General features: G+C 45.7%; 17 protein-coding genes. 10 read left to right on the top strand and 7 right to left on the bottom strand.

Features of this window, described 5'->3' with window-relative positions:
- Window positions 1–17: 17 nt before the first annotated feature.
- Window positions 18–1,235 carry a DUF6051 family protein gene (locus ACYPWY_RS05445; protein ID WP_459684421.1) on the top strand — a complete coding sequence of 406 codons (1,218 nt, stop codon included), beginning with the start codon at window positions 18–20 and terminating at the stop codon, window positions 1,233–1,235.
- 26 nt (window positions 1,236–1,261) lie between these two features.
- On the opposite strand, the gene ACYPWY_RS05440 is transcribed toward ACYPWY_RS05445, so the two are convergent.
- Together ACYPWY_RS05440 and ACYPWY_RS05435 are read right to left on the bottom strand one after the other, a co-directional pair.
- Window positions 1,262–1,582, bottom strand: a complete 321-nt coding sequence (locus ACYPWY_RS05440; RefSeq protein WP_459684420.1) for a HigA family addiction module antitoxin — start codon at window positions 1,580–1,582, stop codon at window positions 1,262–1,264.
- 7 nt (window positions 1,583–1,589) lie between these two features.
- A complete protein-coding gene (locus ACYPWY_RS05435; RefSeq protein ID WP_459684419.1) occupies window positions 1,590–1,910 on the bottom strand; it encodes a type II toxin-antitoxin system RelE/ParE family toxin in 321 nt (106 codons plus the stop codon).
- A 423-nt stretch (window positions 1,911–2,333) separates the two neighbouring features.
- On the opposite strand from ACYPWY_RS05435, the gene purU reads away from it, so the two are divergent.
- From purU to rsmG, 5 genes are all read left to right on the top strand, one after another.
- Window positions 2,334–3,194, top strand: coding sequence for a formyltetrahydrofolate deformylase (gene purU / locus ACYPWY_RS05430; protein ID WP_459684418.1), 861 nt, complete (start codon window positions 2,334–2,336; stop codon window positions 3,192–3,194).
- 8 nt (window positions 3,195–3,202) lie between these two features.
- Window positions 3,203–4,138, top strand: coding sequence for a putative 2-dehydropantoate 2-reductase (locus ACYPWY_RS05425; RefSeq protein WP_459684417.1), 936 nt, complete (start codon window positions 3,203–3,205; stop codon window positions 4,136–4,138).
- A 53-nt stretch (window positions 4,139–4,191) separates the two neighbouring features.
- A complete protein-coding gene (locus ACYPWY_RS05420; RefSeq protein ID WP_459684416.1) occupies window positions 4,192–5,460 on the top strand; it encodes a replication-associated recombination protein A in 1,269 nt (422 codons plus the stop codon).
- Window positions 5,461–5,613: 153 nt separating this feature from the next.
- Window positions 5,614–6,471 (top strand): DUF3298 domain-containing protein, encoded by an 858-nt coding sequence (locus tag ACYPWY_RS05415; RefSeq protein ID WP_459684415.1) that lies wholly within the window; start codon window positions 5,614–5,616, stop codon window positions 6,469–6,471.
- Between the two features lie 2 nt (window positions 6,472–6,473).
- Entirely contained in the window at window positions 6,474–7,094 is a 621-nt protein-coding gene (gene rsmG, locus ACYPWY_RS05410; RefSeq protein ID WP_459684414.1) for a 16S rRNA (guanine(527)-N(7))-methyltransferase RsmG, read from the top strand.
- A 9-nt stretch (window positions 7,095–7,103) separates the two neighbouring features.
- On the opposite strand, the gene ACYPWY_RS05405 is transcribed toward rsmG, so the two are convergent.
- The 5 genes from ACYPWY_RS05405 to ACYPWY_RS05385 are packed head-to-tail and all read right to left on the bottom strand — an operon-like array spanning window position 7,104 to window position 10,556.
- The gene (locus ACYPWY_RS05405; RefSeq protein WP_459684413.1) at window positions 7,104–7,832 is read right to left on the bottom strand and encodes a DUF2490 domain-containing protein; all 729 of its coding nucleotides are present in this window, start codon (window positions 7,830–7,832) and stop codon (window positions 7,104–7,106) included.
- Window positions 7,792–8,493 carry a DUF4956 domain-containing protein gene (locus ACYPWY_RS05400; RefSeq protein ID WP_459684412.1) on the bottom strand — a complete coding sequence of 234 codons (702 nt, stop codon included), beginning with the start codon at window positions 8,491–8,493 and terminating at the stop codon, window positions 7,792–7,794. The genes ACYPWY_RS05405 and ACYPWY_RS05400 overlap by 41 nt, the downstream gene beginning before the upstream one ends.
- A gap of 14 nt (window positions 8,494–8,507) precedes the next feature.
- Window positions 8,508–9,365, bottom strand: a complete 858-nt coding sequence (locus ACYPWY_RS05395; RefSeq protein WP_459684411.1) for a polyphosphate polymerase domain-containing protein — start codon at window positions 9,363–9,365, stop codon at window positions 8,508–8,510.
- On the bottom strand, window positions 9,346–9,813 hold the full coding sequence (locus ACYPWY_RS05390) for a hypothetical protein (protein ID WP_459684410.1): 468 nt from the start codon (window positions 9,811–9,813) through the stop codon (window positions 9,346–9,348). Before ACYPWY_RS05390 ends, ACYPWY_RS05395 begins: the two co-directional genes overlap by 20 nt.
- Window positions 9,814–9,815: 2 nt before the next feature.
- Window positions 9,816–10,556, bottom strand: a complete 741-nt coding sequence (locus ACYPWY_RS05385; RefSeq protein WP_459684409.1) for a hypothetical protein — start codon at window positions 10,554–10,556, stop codon at window positions 9,816–9,818.
- Window positions 10,557–10,912: 356 nt separating this feature from the next.
- Here ACYPWY_RS05385 and ACYPWY_RS05380 point away from each other — a divergent pair, with 356 nt between their 5' ends.
- From ACYPWY_RS05380 to ACYPWY_RS05365, 4 genes are read left to right on the top strand one after another with little or no spacing between them, the layout of a single operon-like run.
- Window positions 10,913–11,548: an MBL fold metallo-hydrolase gene (locus ACYPWY_RS05380; protein ID WP_459684408.1), complete on the top strand. Its 636-nt coding sequence runs from the start codon at window positions 10,913–10,915 to the stop codon at window positions 11,546–11,548.
- A gap of 25 nt (window positions 11,549–11,573) precedes the next feature.
- Window positions 11,574–14,786, top strand: coding sequence for an aminomethyl-transferring glycine dehydrogenase (gcvP, locus tag ACYPWY_RS05375; protein WP_459684407.1), 3,213 nt, complete (start codon window positions 11,574–11,576; stop codon window positions 14,784–14,786).
- Window positions 14,783–15,454, top strand: a complete 672-nt coding sequence (locus ACYPWY_RS05370; RefSeq protein ID WP_459684406.1) for a DNA alkylation repair protein — start codon at window positions 14,783–14,785, stop codon at window positions 15,452–15,454. Before gcvP ends, ACYPWY_RS05370 begins: the two co-directional genes overlap by 4 nt.
- Window positions 15,444–16,187 carry a shikimate dehydrogenase family protein gene (locus ACYPWY_RS05365; protein WP_459684405.1) on the top strand — a complete coding sequence of 248 codons (744 nt, stop codon included), beginning with the start codon at window positions 15,444–15,446 and terminating at the stop codon, window positions 16,185–16,187. Before ACYPWY_RS05370 ends, ACYPWY_RS05365 begins: the two co-directional genes overlap by 11 nt.
- Window positions 16,188–16,385 lie beyond the last annotated feature (198 nt).

Raw genomic sequence — 16,385 nt, 5'->3', positions numbered from 1 at the left:
ACATAATACATACAACGATGAAGTACATTGATGTTTTCAACCATTTTAAGGCAATAGAGAATTATGACGATAACGAAATAGTTGTTGACGAAAATACAGTAATGCGAAACTTTAGCTTTGAATCGCAATATCGGTTTATTCTACCCGGCGGTTCGGGCAATAACGACGATTACGAGTATCTGCCCGGGCTTCACCAGCACGAGTACGAACCCGATATTATTCAGGAAATGCTGAATAAGAAGGATGCGGAAATTATGGAAAATATCAAGTTCAGGTACCATGTAATCTCGCCCAAGAATGTGGATACAGCAAAAGGTATTATTTTGATGTTTCATGGCTTCAACGAAAAGTACTGGATAAAATACTTTCCTTGGGCAAAATATCTGGCCGATAAAACCGGCAAATCAATTGTGCTGTTCCCCATTGCATTCCACATGAACAGGGCGCCTGCCGCCTGGAGCAACATCCACGAAATGTACGAGATAAGCCAGCAACGGAAACAGCGGCACAAGGATGTTATTCACTCCAGTTTGTCGAATGTGGCCATCAGCACGCGCTTGCACAACAAGCCCCAGCGATTTATCTGGTCGGGTCTGCAAACATATTACGACATAATAAATTTTGTGGAAGATGTTAAAGCGGGAAAACACCCGGCAATAGCCCCGGATGCAAGCATCGACCTGATGTCGTATTCTATCGGCAGCTTTTTGGCCGAGATATTGATGATGACAAACCAGAACGGGTATTTTTCGGCATCCAGATTCGTGTCGTTTTGTGGTGGCGCGGTATTCAACAGGCTTTCCCCCGTTTCAAAATTTATACTGGACAGCGAAGCGAATGTCAGCCTCTACTCGTTTGTGGTGGAACACCTCGAAAGCCACATGAAAAGAGACGAAGTTTTGCGTCATTATCTGGGCGAAACACACCCCGAAGGCGTCAACTTCAGAAGTATGCTCAACTATGCGGCGCTGACAAAATGCAGGGAGGACATTTTCAAAAGCATGAGCGACAGAGTATATGCCATTGCCCTGACCGAAGATACGGTCGTCCCCGCCTACGAAATAATAAACACCCTGCAAGGCATAAAACGCGACATACCAATCAGGGTGGACATCCTCGATTATCCCTACAAGTACAAGCACGAAGACCCATTCCCTGCCCTGACAGCCATTCAAGACGAAGTAGATAAGCAGTTCAGACGGACATTTGACCTTGTTGTGGATTTTATAAAGTGAGGGACAGGTAGGGGCAGACCAACCAATTAAAGCATTGCCGCTACTTTACGAATTTCGGCAAAACGTTCCAGTATTTTTTTGTTTTGGCGAGCCATTTGCAGATTGTATCGTGTCTGCATATTTGTCAGCGTTTCGGCATCAACACCCAATGCAGCTTCAACAAGCAAGGCATATTCGGCGCTTACCGGACGTTTGGCGTTCAGTATTTCGTTCAGAACAGTATATGAAACACCCATTTGAGCGGCAAGATTTTTTTGCGTAATACCGCGATATTCGATTTCATCTTTGATGAGAGTTCCCGGATGCGTAGGGTGAAGTGGTATTAATTTATTTGCAATCGTTGCCATAATTCTTTTATTTATAATGGTTTGATAAGTCGAGTATATTACAAATTGTGATAATTGTTTCTGTTTCCTGCATTTGTGTTTCCGTAAATTCGACTCGGTATTGGTCATTTACCCTTACAGATGAAATGCCTTTCTTGTTGCCTTTTAACTTTTCGTAGTGCAAAGAACCGATTGTATATAACGCTTCGGGGTTTGGCGCAGCCATAAGCGCATCAATACAACGTACATACCTGGTTATTACTTGTGGTTGGAAACGGCGCTTTTTATCCGTTACCTTTTCTGTTTCGTATAACTCATGCAAGTATCCTTCTTCAAACGTAACGACCATATCACTTTATTTGCTCGGTGCAAAGATACTACTTTTGTCTTTAAATTCGCAATAAATCGAATTTATCTTATTAACGAAAAGATAAAATAATCAGGGCAAACATGAAAATCTAGTACTACTGTTACGGATGAGATTCCTCCCTTTGGTCGGAATGACTCGCCTGTTAGTGGTTTAAGGGATGAGGAAGCGGCGGCGAAGCCGCCGCTTCCTCATCCCCTCTCCCAAAAAGGAGACTGTCATTTCGAGCGTAGCGAGAAATCCCTGCTCATCTCAGCAATTTTACCGAAAGGTATAAGCAGTAAAAATTTTCATGCGTTTACCCTGTAAAATCACGCCTCTCTTATCCATAACATGGCGATTTTTATTACTTTTGTAAACAATTTGCCGGAAAAGCAGCAATAAAAACAATAACTATATAAAAATATGAACGATTCTCACGCTATACTGTTGGTACACTGTCCCGATCAACCGGGATTGGTAGCAGCTATCACCGATTTTGTGCATGTCAACGGTGGTAATATTGTCAATCTCGAGCAACATGTGGATAGAAATGCCAACGTATTCTTCATGCGCATTGAATGGGATTTGGAAAATTTCCTGATTCCCAAAGATAAAATAGGGGAGTATTTTCAGACCATGTATGCCAACAAATATACGATGACATTCCGCTTGTACTTCAACGATTATCGTCCGCGGATGGCGGTTTTTGTCTCGAAAATGTCGCATTGCTTGTTCGATATACTGGCGCGCTATACAGCCGGCGAATGGAATGTGGAGATACCGGTAATTATCAGCAACCACGAAGACTTGCGCTGGGTAGCCGAAAAGTTCGGCATCGAGTATCATATCCTGAAAATCAACAAGGATAACAAGGATGAGATGGAAGCGCAGCAAATGGCGCTGCTCAAGGAAAAGAAGATAGACTTTATCGTTCTGGCGCGCTATATGCAAATCCTGACCGATAATTTTATCACGGCTTATCCGAACAAGATTATTAATATTCACCACTCGTTTTTGCCTGCTTTTATTGGCGCCAAGCCCTACCATGCGGCCTACGAGCGGGGTGTGAAAATTATAGGGGCAACCAGTCATTATGTTACAACCGAACTGGATGCAGGCCCCATTATTGAGCAGGATATTACCCGCATAACCCATCGCGACAGCGTGCAGGATCTGGTGCGCAAAGGGCAGGATTTGGAGAAGATAGTGCTGTCTCATGCCATTGATTATCATATCAATAGACGAGCGCTGGTTTATAAAAATAAAACGATCTTGTTTTCATAATATATAGCATGTCATCATTACGTTATGCAGTAATAGGTTCGGGAGCCATCGGCGGTTTTTACGGTGGAATGCTGGTCAAGGCGGGAGAAGAAGTTCATTTCCTGTTCCACTCCGATTACGAGTATGTCAAGGCGAACGGCTTTAGCATCGACTCGGTAAACGGCAATTTTAGCCTGAATCCGGTTTTAGCTTACGAAAAGACAAGCGATATGCCCGCTTGCGATGTGGTATTGGTGTGCCTGAAATCGACCAACAACAAGCTGCTGAAAACATTGTTGCCGCCTATTATCCACCCGGGCTCGCTGGTGATACTGATACAAAACGGTCTGGGCATCGAAGCCGACCTGCAACAGGAATTTCCCAATCTGGCTATTGCCGGAGGAATGGCCTTTATTTGTTCGGGTAAAACAGGGGCGGGACATGTGGCGCACATGGCTTATGGCAAGCTGAGTTTGGGCATTCACACTCTCGCCGGAAAGGAGATGTTGGAGAAGGTGATCGCCGATTTTGTGAAAGCCGGTGTGGAAACCGAACTGGTCGATTTGCCGGTAGCCCGCTGGAAAAAGCTGGTGTGGAACATTCCGTACAATGGGATGACTGTGGTGTTGAACACAACTACCGACAAACTGATGAGCAACAAACATACCCGGCAACTGATCTACGACCTGATGCTGGAAGTGATTCGTGCAGGAAACAAAGTGGGAAGCGGAGCGTTTTCTATTTCCGAGAGTTTTGCCGATGAAATGATGTACATGACCGATAACATGGCGCCCTATTCGCCCAGCATGAAACTCGATTTTGATTTGCACCGCCCTTTGGAAATAGAATATATATACTCAAGGCCGGTAGAAATTACCAAAGAAGCCGGATGCGAGATGCCTCGCGTGTCCATGCTTGAAAAGCAGTTGCAGTTTATTCAGAGTTGGAGAAACTTTGAACTTTAAATAACCTCCGTACGGGCGCGATTAATCGCGCCCCTACAACTTTTTTAATAAAAATGAATCAACCCCTTGCAGAACGGATGCGCCCACGTACACTGGACGAATATATCGGACAAAAGCACCTTGTTGGAGAGGGAGCCATTTTGCGTAAAATGATTGAGTCGGGACGTGTCCCTTCGTTTTTGTTGTGGGGACCTCCGGGGGTGGGAAAAACAACGCTGGCCTCCATTGTCGCCAATACGCTCGATACTACTTTTTATACTCTGAGCGCCATTAATTCGGGGGTGAAGGAGGTGCGTGAAGTGATTGAAACCGCCAAAAAGAATAACTTCTTTGCCGCAAAAAGTCCGATTCTGTTTATCGACGAAATACACCGTTTCAGCAAATCGCAGCAGGATTCGTTGTTGGGGGCTGTCGAAACCGGCGTTATCACGCTGATTGGCGCCACCACCGAAAACCCGTCTTTTGAAGTTATTCGCCCCTTGCTCTCGCGCTGTCAGGTATATGTGCTGAATCCGCTCGACAAAGCCGATTTGCTCGAACTGGCCAACCGTGTGTTGAGGGAAGATACCGTGCTGAAAGAGAAAAATATAGATTTGCAAGAAACCGATGCACTGCTCCGCTTTTCGGGAGGAGATGCCCGCAAATTGCTCAACATTATCGACTTGGTGGTTTCGTCCGATTTGAGCGATAAAATAGTGATTACCGATCAATTGGTTACCGAGCGCTTGCAGGAAAATCCGGCGGCCTACGACAAAGGCGGCGAAATGCACTACGATATTATCTCGGCATTTATCAAATCCATCCGGGGAAGCGACCCCGACGCGGCGGTTTATTGGTTGGCGCGCATGGTGGCCGGTGGCGAAGACCCCAAATTCATTGCCCGCCGGTTGGTTATTTCCGCCTCAGAAGACATTGGTTTGGCCAATCCCAATGCGCTTTTGCTGGCCAATGCCTGCTTCGATGCCTTGCAGAAAATAGGTTGGCCCGAAGGACGGATTCTGTTGGCCGAAACAACGGTTTACCTCGCCACATCGCCCAAAAGCAACTCGGCCTATTTGTCGATAGAAAAAGCCTTGTCCCTGGTTGCAGAGACGGGCAACCTGCCTGTGCCCCTGCATTTGCGCAATGCCCCCACCTCCCTGATGAAAGAACTGGACTATGGCAAAAACTACAAATACGCCCACGACTTTGAAAATAATTTCGTAGAGCAGGAATACCTCCCCAAAGAAGTCCTGAACCACCGCTTCTGGGAACCACAACCCAATCCAGCTGAGGCTAAGATTGTGGAACACCTCCGCCGGTTGTGGGGGAAGAGGTTTTGAAGCCCCCTAAATCCCCCGTGGGGGGAGTTCAAAAGCCTCCCCGTGGGGAGGTCGGAGGGGCTTTTCTGTCTTTGCGTTTTGTTTTTAGAATTAAAATGCTTCATTGGCTAAATTTTAATATCTTTGTAGCAAGATAAAAAGAGAACGACTATTATGAGTAGTAAATTTTTTGTTTCAGGATTGACTATACTATCCGTTTTTCTGTTTATGTTTTCGTGCAGTCCCAAGCAGGAGGAAATAGGGGAGAACAAGATGCAGTTTGATACTATCAGCATAACAAAGATATATCATCTGGAGAACGACTCCACCCAGCCGTCGTGCAACCTGCGAATCAAGTTTGTTTACCCGTCTTCTTACAGCGATAGCCAAGTGCTGGAATCAATCACGAATAGTTTTGTACAAAACTTCTTTGATGAATCGTATGTGGGAATGCAACCGCAAGAGGTAGTGGAAAAATACGCCGAAAATTATATCAACAATTACAAGGAAGACGTCAGGATTTTTTTCAAGCAAAAAGAGGATGATACTTCGGAAGACAGCCCGGCTGACAATTATTTTTCGTACTACGAAACACTTTCAAACGACATCACTTTCAACAAGGCGGGCTTGGTCTCTTGTCGCATTACCCGGACAAACTACAAGGGTGGAAGCAGTTCGTTTCTGCAATACACAAATTATGTATATGACTTGAATAACAATAACATACTGACGGAGGAGAGCCTTTTCAACGAAGGCTATGAAAAGGTTTTGAATATTCTTTTCAAAGATAAATTGTTGGAAGCAAACAAGGCCGAAAAGGTAGCTCAACTGGAAAATATCGGCTACTTCGGCATCGAAGAAATTATGCCCAACAACAACTTTTTGATTGATGAAAAAGGTATTACCTATACCTTCAACAAAGGAGAATATTCGGCTCTTCAACGGGATGAGATAAATATTTTCTTATCGTACGAGGAAGTAAGTTTAATACTGAAAGAAGACTCCGCCATATCCCTTTCCCCCGATTTATAACTATGGACATCCTGTTAAAATATTTCCCCGATCTCAGCGCCAGGCAGAAAGAACAATTCGCTGCTCTGTATAATCTTTATGAAGATTGGAACAATAAAATAAACGTTATATCCCGCAAGGATATTCAGAATCTTTATGTGCACCACGTGCTGCATTCGCTGAGCATTGCCAAAATCATCCGTTTCACCAAAGGCACATCTGTGCTGGATGTAGGAACCGGCGGCGGATTCCCCGGCATACCGCTGGCCATATTTTTCCCCGACAGCCAATTTCTTTTAATCGACAGTATCGGCAAAAAAATCACCGTAGCCACCGAAGTCGCCAAGTCCATTGGCTTGGAAAACGTAGCGTTCAGGCATTGCCGCGCCGAAGAAGAAAAAGGAAAATTCGATTTTGTTGTCAGCCGGGCAGTTATGCCATTGGATGATTTGGTGAGAATCGTCAGGAAAAACATTTCGTCCGAACAAAAGAACTCTCTTCCAAACGGAATTATCTGCCTGAAAGGTGGAGACTTGCAAGACGAAACCCAGCCTTTCAGAAAGCTGGTGGTCATTGATGAGCTGGTGAGCTTTTTTGAAGAAGATTTTTTCGAGACAAAAAAAGTGGTCTATCTGCCCATATAATCCCGTTTCTTAGTACTTCATCTTATACCCTACGCCAAGCGAAAACACCAGTGGGTCGCGGTGGTCGAGGTAGTGGTCGTAGCGGGTAAAGAAATCAAGGTAGTCGGTGCGATTCAGTCGCCACGAAGCGCCCAGCTGGTAACGGAAGCGGGTCAGTTTGTTGCCCTTGGGATTGTTCAAATCGTTGTATAAATCGCAGGATAGGTAAGGATCCCAAGGCTTTCCCCAGATGGCATAGTCCACCTGAAACTTGTTCTTCATCACATACTTCGGATTGATTTTATACTCGCCGGTTGACTCGTCCCGATAGGTTCCCTGCGCTCTTCCCCGCCACGAAAGCGTAAACTGGCTCAGCGATTCTTTGTACGAAACATTGAAATAATAACGGCGCCGCGGTTCGTAATAGTGGTCGTCGTTGTATAGATAAATGAATGAATAGTATGCTCCCAATTTCAGTTTCCGCTCAAAAAGGGCATAATCAAGCCCAACCGTTGCCATGTTGCGGTCGAAGTTGACCTCATTGTTGAGCAAGCGAAGCTCTTCCTCCACCTTCAAATCGAAGACACGGCTCAACTTTTTTTCCAATGCAACGGACAGCGACAAGCCATAGCTGGTTTCTTGTTGCTGTGCCGACAATGGCCAACAAAAGCTAAGCAGCAGGATAGCGAGGAGTTGAAAACGGCTCAACTTTCGGGCTTTAACCAAACTTGGTAATGTTGTCAATGGTATTAATTTCATCCGAACTTGATTTGTAATAGACTTTCAGGTAAACCACATCGCGCAAGAAATCAATATGTCCTACTTCTGCCTTGATGATATTCAGGCCGGTGCGCGTTCTCAGGTCTTCCAGCATTTCGTCGTATTTATCCGGTGTGATAAGCGCTATTTTTTCGTACAATATTATCTTGGTCGGATTGTGCTTGATACTGCTTTCCAATATCCAGATAACAGCGATAAACAGCAGGTTAGCGACCAGGAGCGTGGTGTAGTCCACATCAATCGACAAGCCGTTGACCGCCGAAACGCTGATTATTACAAACAAATAGGTCATTTCGCGTATTTGTATGCTTTCTGTCCGGTAGCGTATCATGCCGAAAATACAAAACAGCCCCAAGGCAAAACCGGCGCTCATCGAAATGTTTTGCAAAACGTAGAGCATCAGGAAGATGGATACGCTGAACAACATGAAAGTGAAATAATAATCTTTCCGCACACTTTTTTTATAGTAGAAAAAGCGGGTGATAATCCAGCAAACCAAAAGATTGGCGCCGAAACGCAGCAGTAGTGTAAGCAACATTGTGGAGTCGAACACATCAACACCCATAAATGAAAGTCCGTTTTCGGCCAAAGCCTCTACATGTTCTTGCACAATTTGAGGGTCATAATCCGGTTGAATCATATTTTTTATAGTTATTAATACAGGTGGTCTGTAATTTTGTTAATTATTAAATTCCATTTCTTTTTGAAACGATTGTATTTGACATCGGAGTTGGTCAGTACCGTCCCCATGCAATATTTGCTAAACGACATTTGTTTGATACCCGACCTGGCCAAAATAGCCCGAAAGTCGGAATAGAGCCTCCCGTCTTGCTTCAATTCCAAGACGGCTAAATTATCCAGCGCCTTTTCTTCGCCGGTTTTATAATTCCGAAACGACAGACCCAGGTCAATGGTAACACGTTCGGTTTTCCGGTTGTTCACAAACGTGATGCGGCTGAAGCTATTATCAAGCGCAGGCGACAGCAGATGACAGCCAAACAGGGAATGACTTTCCAAAAAAGCTTTGTCCCCGGCCAGTTCGTCAACTGTTCTGACATGCGTCAAGCCCATCGGGGTGCGTATTTTTTTTGTCCGTCCCTTGTTGTTTTTATTTTTAATCTCAAGAAACGAAAGATGCGAATCAATGTAGGAGCGAATCCTGATTTTCTGCCGGTTGAGTTTGCCGTTCTGGTGCATGGTGAACATATCCAAATCGGGCGTGTCCAGGTATTGCGTAGTGTAGGAGGCAATTGTTTTTCCGGCAATTGTTTGCACCATGAAATAGGGCTTCATCTCCTCCAACAAGCGGGGCAGAAAACTTACCGGCGCCACAAACTTGGAATCGACCCTGTCCATCAGGCGAATGTCTTTCATTTCGTCCAATGTAATAGCAGGCATCTCACTCAATTGAGAATGGAGAATGGAAAATGGAGAATGACCAAAACTATCGCCATCCACTATCGAAAATATCCCGGATTTGTCATCCGCCGGTTTATTTATACGAGTATTCATACACTTTGGTTGAATACAATTTCCCGTCGGGGTTGTAATTGTATTGTGTTTTCTTGCGTCCGTTGGGCAGGTAGTCATATTTGCGAATGCGGTACAATTTGTTTTTGTCGTTATACACGTTTTCGCGGATGCATACGCCATTGGCATCGTATTCGTAGGTAACCCGTTCGCGTTGCCCGTAAACGGCGTATTCAATTTCTTCCAGCTTGTAGCCATTTTCGTCCCACACGGTGTAATGATCCACCCATTGGCGTTTGCCTTTGGCATCGGCATTCATTTCCCTCACAACCAAGTTTTTGCGTAGCGCGCGTTTCTCTTCGGGCGTCAGGTAGGGCGTTTGTCCTTGCGTGGCAGCGGGCGGAGCAGCGGGCGTTTGCGCTAAGGCGCTGAAAACGGAGACGCTACCTATCACAATTACGAGACTTGCTACAATGTATTTTGCTTTCATCTTTAATTATTGAGTATGATAGTAAATTCAAGTTTTGTCTCATCATCCAACGGATACACCTTGTAAGGCTCTCCAACGCGAACGGTGGCAGTCAGGGGAAATAAGATATTTTTGTAACTGTCTCCAATTCTCTCCGTACTCACATACACTTCGTATTGCTTTTGAGGTTGCAGTTCTTTGAAAACGAACAGACCGGCATCGCCCACGCGCACATCGTCGAAAAACATTTCTTCGCCGGTATTTTTAATGAAAACCCGCGTTTCGACCGCCGGAATTGAGTCTTGACCATTTATCCGAACAAGGGATCCCTTATTGTAGTACTTCACCCACACCTTGCCTTTAATCATAACTGTGTTGTAAACATCTCCGCTATGGATATAAATAGCCGGAGCAACAGTATGCGATTTTACGCTGACCGATTGCATTTCGGCATTCTTCCGCCCATTCTTCGCTTCCGAAAAAGCGTAAACCGTGTAGCTGCCTTCGCGCAGATAGTCGAAGCGGTAAAGCCCTTTTTCATTCGCATCCACATCGTCGCCTACATAATCTTCGTTACCGAACTTGATGTAAACTTTTTTGCCGCCTGCCGGAAATGTATCGGTACGGAACGAAAAATTATCGTCCTGATGTACAACATTATAAACATACCCTTCGATGGAAGCGGAACCGCCAGGTCCTTCGTCGTTATTGCACGAAAAGGACAGCAAAACAAATAGAGAGAAAACTGGATAATGTATTTTCACACTGATATTAACTTAAAATATAAACAAAAATAGTTTAATAACTATTCCCTACCGGAGCCCCGATTGTATTAGCTATGCAGCGCACATAAATGCGCGAGGCAAATATACATAATTACTTTTAAAAAATAAACAATTAATTACCTGAACTGAGTTTTTTTGATTGGTAGGAGTGTTTTTTCGCCGATAATATACCTGTCATTGCGGGCTTGACCCGCAATGACAGATGGGGCGTCCAATGTGTCCCCAATGGTCGCGGTACGCCACGACCCTACTTTTTGTGTACGGACACCCAATTTGGGCGTCTCTACTTTGAACTTAAAACTTAAAAATCTATCTTTGTAACATTAAAGTGAGGTATGAAAATAAAAACTTTTGAATTCAATCCTGTATCCGTCAATACCTACGTTGTGTATGACGAAACTAACGAGTGCGTTATTATTGACGCCGGATGTTTTTACCCCGATGAGAAGAGTGATTTATTGAATTTTATTCTCGATAACGATCTTGTTGTAAAGCGCTTGCTGAATACGCACCTTCATTTCGACCATGTATTCGGCAATGTGTTTGTGCAAGAACAATTCGACTTAAAAGCCTGTGCACATAAAGCCGATCAGTTTTTGCTCGACAACATGGCGGGGCAAATGCGTCTGTTTGGATTCAAGGCATCGGAAGAAATCCCCGAAATAGGCGCTTACCTGAACGAGGGCGACACACTCCGTTTCGGCAATCAGGAATTGTCGGTTCTCCACATACCGGGTCATTCCCCCGGAAGTATTGTGTTTTACAGCAAAGATGCCGGATGTGCCTTTGTGGGCGACGTACTGTTCCGTTCCAGTATCGGGCGAACCGATTTGGCAGGCGGAAATTACCAGGAACTGATTACCGGTATCCGCCAAAAACTATTGACGCTGCCACCCGGGACTATCATATATACCGGACACGGACCGGCGACAAGCATCGGCGAAGAAGCCAGAAACAACCCCTATCTTTAAATCTCAACCTTTAAATTATACATTTATGGAACCCGAAAAATTTCAATACCGTCATATTGGCATTAGCGAAAACGACCGGCAAATCATGCTGAAGAAAATCGGGACAAGGTCTTTGGATGAACTAATAGACCAAACGATTCCTCAAGATATTCGGCTAAAAACCGCCCTGCGACTTCCCGAAGCATTGAGCGAACGCGAATATGCCGAAGAAATAGCCTTGATAGCTTCCAAAAACAGAATTACGTCTTCTTATATAGGTATGGGATGGTACGACACGGTGGCGCCTGCTGCCGTCTATCGAAACGTTTTCGAGAATCCCGTATGGTACACCTCCTACACACCCTATCAGGCCGAAATATCGCAAGGCCGCCTGGAGGCGTTGATGAATTTTCAGACAGTGGTGAGCGACCTGACAGGCTTAGCGCTTTCCAACTGTTCGCTACTGGACGAGGCTACTGCCGCTGCCGAAGCCGCTTCCATGTTCTTCGGCCTGCGTTCAAGGGAGCAAATAAAGAATGGCGCGAATAAGCTGTTTGTCGATAGGTATATATTCCCGCAAACCTTGGCGGTGATAAAAACACGGGCGCTTCCACAAGGCATTGAGGTGGTTGTTGGCGATTATAAAAGCATCTCGCTGGACGGTTCTTTTTTCGGGACGATTATCCAGTACCCCAATGCCGATGGAAGCATTGAGGATTATAAAGATTTCGGCGAAAAGGCAAAGGCTGTCGGTTGCAAAGTTGCCGTGGCCACCGATTTAATGGCCTTAACTTTACTAATTCCGCCGGGAGAATGGGGCGCAGATGTTGCTTTTGGAAGCAGTCAGCGTTTCGGCATTCCCCTGTTTTACGGAGGCCCATCTGCCGGATTTTTTGCCACGAAGGACGACTATAAACGAAACATGCCGGGGCGTATAATCGGCCTATCCAAAGATAGATACGGAAAACCGGCTTACCGCATGGCGCTTCAGACACGGGAGCAGCACATCAAACGCGAAAAAGCGACATCGAACATCTGTACGGCACAGGCTTTGCTGGCTACCATGTCGGGATTTTATGCCGTTTATCATGGGCCGGAAGGCTTGAAAAACATTGCCAGGCGCATTCATTCCGCCACCGCCCTAATTGCCGATGAAATAACCGCTTTAGGCTACAAAGCGCTGTACAGCCAGTATTTCGACACGCTAAAAATAGGCTTGCCTGCCGGTATAAGCTCCGATGTTATTCGTGATTTTGCCGAAATGCGGGACATCAATTTCCGCTATTTTGAAACGGGAGAAATAGGCATTAGCATCGACGAAACAATTACGCCATACAAGGCGCACGAACTCTTGGCCGTATTTTCTCTGGCTGTCGGCGCCACAAAAGTGTATCTGATAGACGAACTGCCCGAAAAAAGCATTCTCCATCCCAAATTCCGGCGGAAAACCAGCTTTTTGGAGCACGAAGTTTTCAATACTTATCATACCGAAACCGAATTGATGCGTTATATCAAGCGGTTGGAACGAAAGGATATTTCGCTGGCGCATTCCATGATTTCCTTGGGCTCCTGTACCATGAAGTTGAATGCTGCTTCGGAATTGCTGCCGCTTTCATTGGCAGGCTTTCAGAATATCCATCCTTTTGCACCCCAATCGCAAACGCAAGGGTATGCCGAAATGATTGAGGAACTTAGCGCCTTCCTGACCGAAATTACAGGTTTCGACGGCATTAGTTTTCAACCCAATTCGGGCGCTGCAGGCGAATACGCAGGGCTTATGACCATCCGCGAGTACCAAAAAAGTATTGGCGAAGGACACCGGAATATCGTTCTTATTCCGGCATCGGCACACGGTACCAATCCGGCATCGGCCATTCAGGCAGGATACAAAACCCTAACAATAGATTGCGACGACAAAGGAAATGTCATCATGGACGACCTCATCGCAAAAGCCGATGAACACAAAGATTCTCTGGCCGCTTATATGATTACCTACCCCTCCACCCATGGAATATTTGAGCAGGGAATAAAAGCCATGTGCGAAATAATCCACGAAAGAGGCGGACAGGTATATATGGATGGCGCCAACATGAATGCGCAGGTTGGCATCACCAATCCGGGGACTATCGGCGCGGATATATGCCATCTGAACCTGCACAAGACATTTGCCATTCCTCACGGCGGCGGCGGCCCGGGCGAAGGCCCTATCTGCACAGCCAAACACCTGACGCCGTTTTTGCCACATCATCCGCAACACGACGGCAGTACATTAAATACCGTTGCAGCTGCTCCCTACGGCAGCGCAGGGATTTTGCCCATAACCTACGGATACATCCGCATGATGGGGGCAGAAGGTCTAACGGATGCAACCAAAATCGCCATACTGAACGCCAACTATCTGGCCAGTTGCTTTAAAGATACCTATGGCGTTGTTTATACGGGCGAACAGGGACGTGTGGGGCACGAGCTCATACTCGAATGCCGCCATATTGCCAAATCGTCGGGCATTACCGAAACCGACATCGCCAAACGCTTGATGGATTATGGCTATCATGCGCCAACGCTTTCGTTTCCCGTGCATGGAACCTTGATGGTAGAACCGACCGAAAGCGAAAGCCTGACCGAATTGAACCGGTTTGTAGCCGTAATGAACCTGATTTGGGATGAAATAAAAGAAGTGGAAACCGGCGCTTATCCGGCAGAAGACAATGTGCTGGTCAATGCCCCTCATCCCGAGTATGAGGTCTGCGGCGATGAATGGAAACATAGCTATCCCCGCTCCAAGGCCGCTTACCCCATTGATTTTGTAAAAGATAACAAGTTTTGGATAAATGTTGCCCGCATTGATAATGCTTATGGCGACAGAAATCTGGTGGCTACCAGTCCCTCCAACCTCCCCGCAGGAGCCCCCCCGCCCCCCGTAGGGGGGATCATTGAATCCCCCATCAGGGAGTGGGGGGGCTTCAAACACATTGTATTCTGGAAACTGAAAGAAGAAGCTCAGGGCAACAGTAAAGCGACAAATGCTGCATTAATTAAAGAAAAGCTGGAAGCTTTGAGCGGAAAAATAGATGGCTTGCTGAAGATAGAAGTCGGTCGCGATGTTTTGGGCGGAGCAAATTACGATATTGCTCTTTATGCCGAACTGGTTAGCAAAGAGGCCTTGGATACTTACCAAAACCACCCGTTGCATCAGGCTATTCTGCCCTTTGTCAGGGAAGCCGTTGAGGACCGTAAGGCTGTTGATTACGAAGCATGACCACCGAAGATGCAATAAGAGACCTGCGCAAACGCTGTCGCCTGTCGATGGATGGCGCTACGGCAGCAAATATGCGCAGTCATGGGCTGAATTACAAACTTAATTTTGGCGTATCCTTGCAAAAAATAAAGGAAATCGCCCGTCGTTACACGCCCGGTAAGGAACTTGCCGAAGCCCTTTGGAAAGAAGATGTACGCGAATTGAAGATTTTTGCAAGCTTGCTTTTTCCGGTAAGCGAATTTAGTAAAGATGAGGCAAATACTTGGTTGTCAGGTGTTACTAATCAGGAGATACGGGAGCAGGTTTGTATCAATTTGTTTCAACACCTGCCATTCGCCGAAGAGCTGGCATACGAATGGTGCAATAATGCGGAGGAAACTGTCAGAATAACCGGCTATTGGTTACTGGTCAGGCTGTTGATAGCAAAAAATCTTGATAATGAGATAAATACCGGTCAATTTGCCTGTCTGTTTGATGACGCGGGGCAGGAAAACCTTTCTTTACGAAATTCGGCTCAGCTTGCCTTAAAACATATTGGTAGAGCATCGAAAGAGAACGCAACAGCCATTTTGAGCAAAGTAGAGGCATACAAAAATTCGCCCGATTCGCTGAAAAAAGAACTATACGATAATCTTAATTTTGAATTTGAATATTATTATGAAAGATAAATACGGATTAATAGGAAACCCGTTGGGACACTCGTTTTCGCAAGGATTTTTCACCGAAAAGTTTGAGCGTGAAGGTATTGATGCCGAATATTTGAAATACGAATTGCCCGCTATCTCGGATTTCCCCCCCATAATAGCCTCCAATCCCGAGCTGAAAGGCCTGAACGTTACCATCCCCTACAAGGAACAAATCATCCCTTTTTTGGACGAACTGGACGAGAACACAAAAGAAATAGGAGCGGTGAATGTTGTCAAAGTGCTGAAAGAGAGTGGAAAAACGAGGCTGAAAGGCTACAACTCCGACATGTACGGATTTCAAAATTCGATAGCCCCCCTGTTGCAGGAGCGCCACAAAAAAGCCTTGGTATTGGGAACAGGCGGAGCCTCCAAAGCCGTTGTGCAAGGCCTGAAAAATCTGGGGATAGAAACCCAACTGGTGTCGCGGAGCAAGCGCGATAATTTTATTTCATACAATGATTTGGATAAAAAGACTTTGGAAGAATATACAATCATCGTAAACGCCTCTCCGGTAGGGACTTTCCCCCATGTTGAGCAATTCCCGCAAATCCCTTACCACTACCTCACAAGCAAACATTTGCTGTACGATTTGGTCTATAATCCGGCAGAAACCACTTTCCTGAAAAAAGGCAAACAATACAATGCCCAAACAAAAAACGGAGCAGAAATGCTAACCCTCCAAGCCATAAAAGCCTGGGAAATCTGGAATTCGTAACAGCCCTCCAGCCCCCTAAATCCCCCGTAGGGGGACTTTTGATCCCCCCTACGGGGGGCGGGGGGGCTGTAGGGCTTAACGCAATCAAGGGACCACCTTCCCAGGCAATCCCTTGACATATTCCATATTTTAATATCCAATTTAATATAATAAACAATTAAATTAGGCTGATTTTCTCTTGGCGCTTGCATGCCAGGA

This window comes from Viscerimonas tarda, from assembly GCF_054601255.1.
Note: the sequence above shows the minus strand (reverse complement) of the source record. Positions and strands in the feature narration are given on the sequence as shown.

What these genes read in the sequence shown, in the direction of transcription:
- ACYPWY_RS05445 (WP_459684421.1), top strand. Translation starts at nt 18, where the DNA reads ATGAAGTACATTGATGTTTTCAACCATTTTAAGGCAATAGAGAATTAT.
- ACYPWY_RS05440 (WP_459684420.1), bottom strand. Translation starts at nt 1,582, where the DNA reads ATGGCAACGATTGCAAATAAATTAATACCACTTCACCCTACGCATCCG.
- ACYPWY_RS05435 (WP_459684419.1), bottom strand. Translation starts at nt 1,910, where the DNA reads ATGGTCGTTACGTTTGAAGAAGGATACTTGCATGAGTTATACGAAACA.
- purU (WP_459684418.1), top strand. Translation starts at nt 2,334, where the DNA reads ATGAACGATTCTCACGCTATACTGTTGGTACACTGTCCCGATCAACCG.
- ACYPWY_RS05425 (WP_459684417.1), top strand. Translation starts at nt 3,203, where the DNA reads ATGTCATCATTACGTTATGCAGTAATAGGTTCGGGAGCCATCGGCGGT.
- ACYPWY_RS05420 (WP_459684416.1), top strand. Translation starts at nt 4,192, where the DNA reads ATGAATCAACCCCTTGCAGAACGGATGCGCCCACGTACACTGGACGAA.
- ACYPWY_RS05415 (WP_459684415.1), top strand. Translation starts at nt 5,614, where the DNA reads ATGAGTAGTAAATTTTTTGTTTCAGGATTGACTATACTATCCGTTTTT.
- rsmG (WP_459684414.1), top strand. Translation starts at nt 6,474, where the DNA reads ATGGACATCCTGTTAAAATATTTCCCCGATCTCAGCGCCAGGCAGAAA.
- ACYPWY_RS05405 (WP_459684413.1), bottom strand. Translation starts at nt 7,832, where the DNA reads ATGAAATTAATACCATTGACAACATTACCAAGTTTGGTTAAAGCCCGA.
- ACYPWY_RS05400 (WP_459684412.1), bottom strand. Translation starts at nt 8,493, where the DNA reads ATGATTCAACCGGATTATGACCCTCAAATTGTGCAAGAACATGTAGAG.
- ACYPWY_RS05395 (WP_459684411.1), bottom strand. Translation starts at nt 9,365, where the DNA reads ATGAATACTCGTATAAATAAACCGGCGGATGACAAATCCGGGATATTT.
- ACYPWY_RS05390 (WP_459684410.1), bottom strand. Translation starts at nt 9,813, where the DNA reads ATGAAAGCAAAATACATTGTAGCAAGTCTCGTAATTGTGATAGGTAGC.
- ACYPWY_RS05380 (WP_459684408.1), top strand. Translation starts at nt 10,913, where the DNA reads ATGAAAATAAAAACTTTTGAATTCAATCCTGTATCCGTCAATACCTAC.
- gcvP (WP_459684407.1), top strand. Translation starts at nt 11,574, where the DNA reads ATGGAACCCGAAAAATTTCAATACCGTCATATTGGCATTAGCGAAAAC.
- ACYPWY_RS05370 (WP_459684406.1), top strand. Translation starts at nt 14,783, where the DNA reads ATGACCACCGAAGATGCAATAAGAGACCTGCGCAAACGCTGTCGCCTG.
- ACYPWY_RS05365 (WP_459684405.1), top strand. Translation starts at nt 15,444, where the DNA reads ATGAAAGATAAATACGGATTAATAGGAAACCCGTTGGGACACTCGTTT.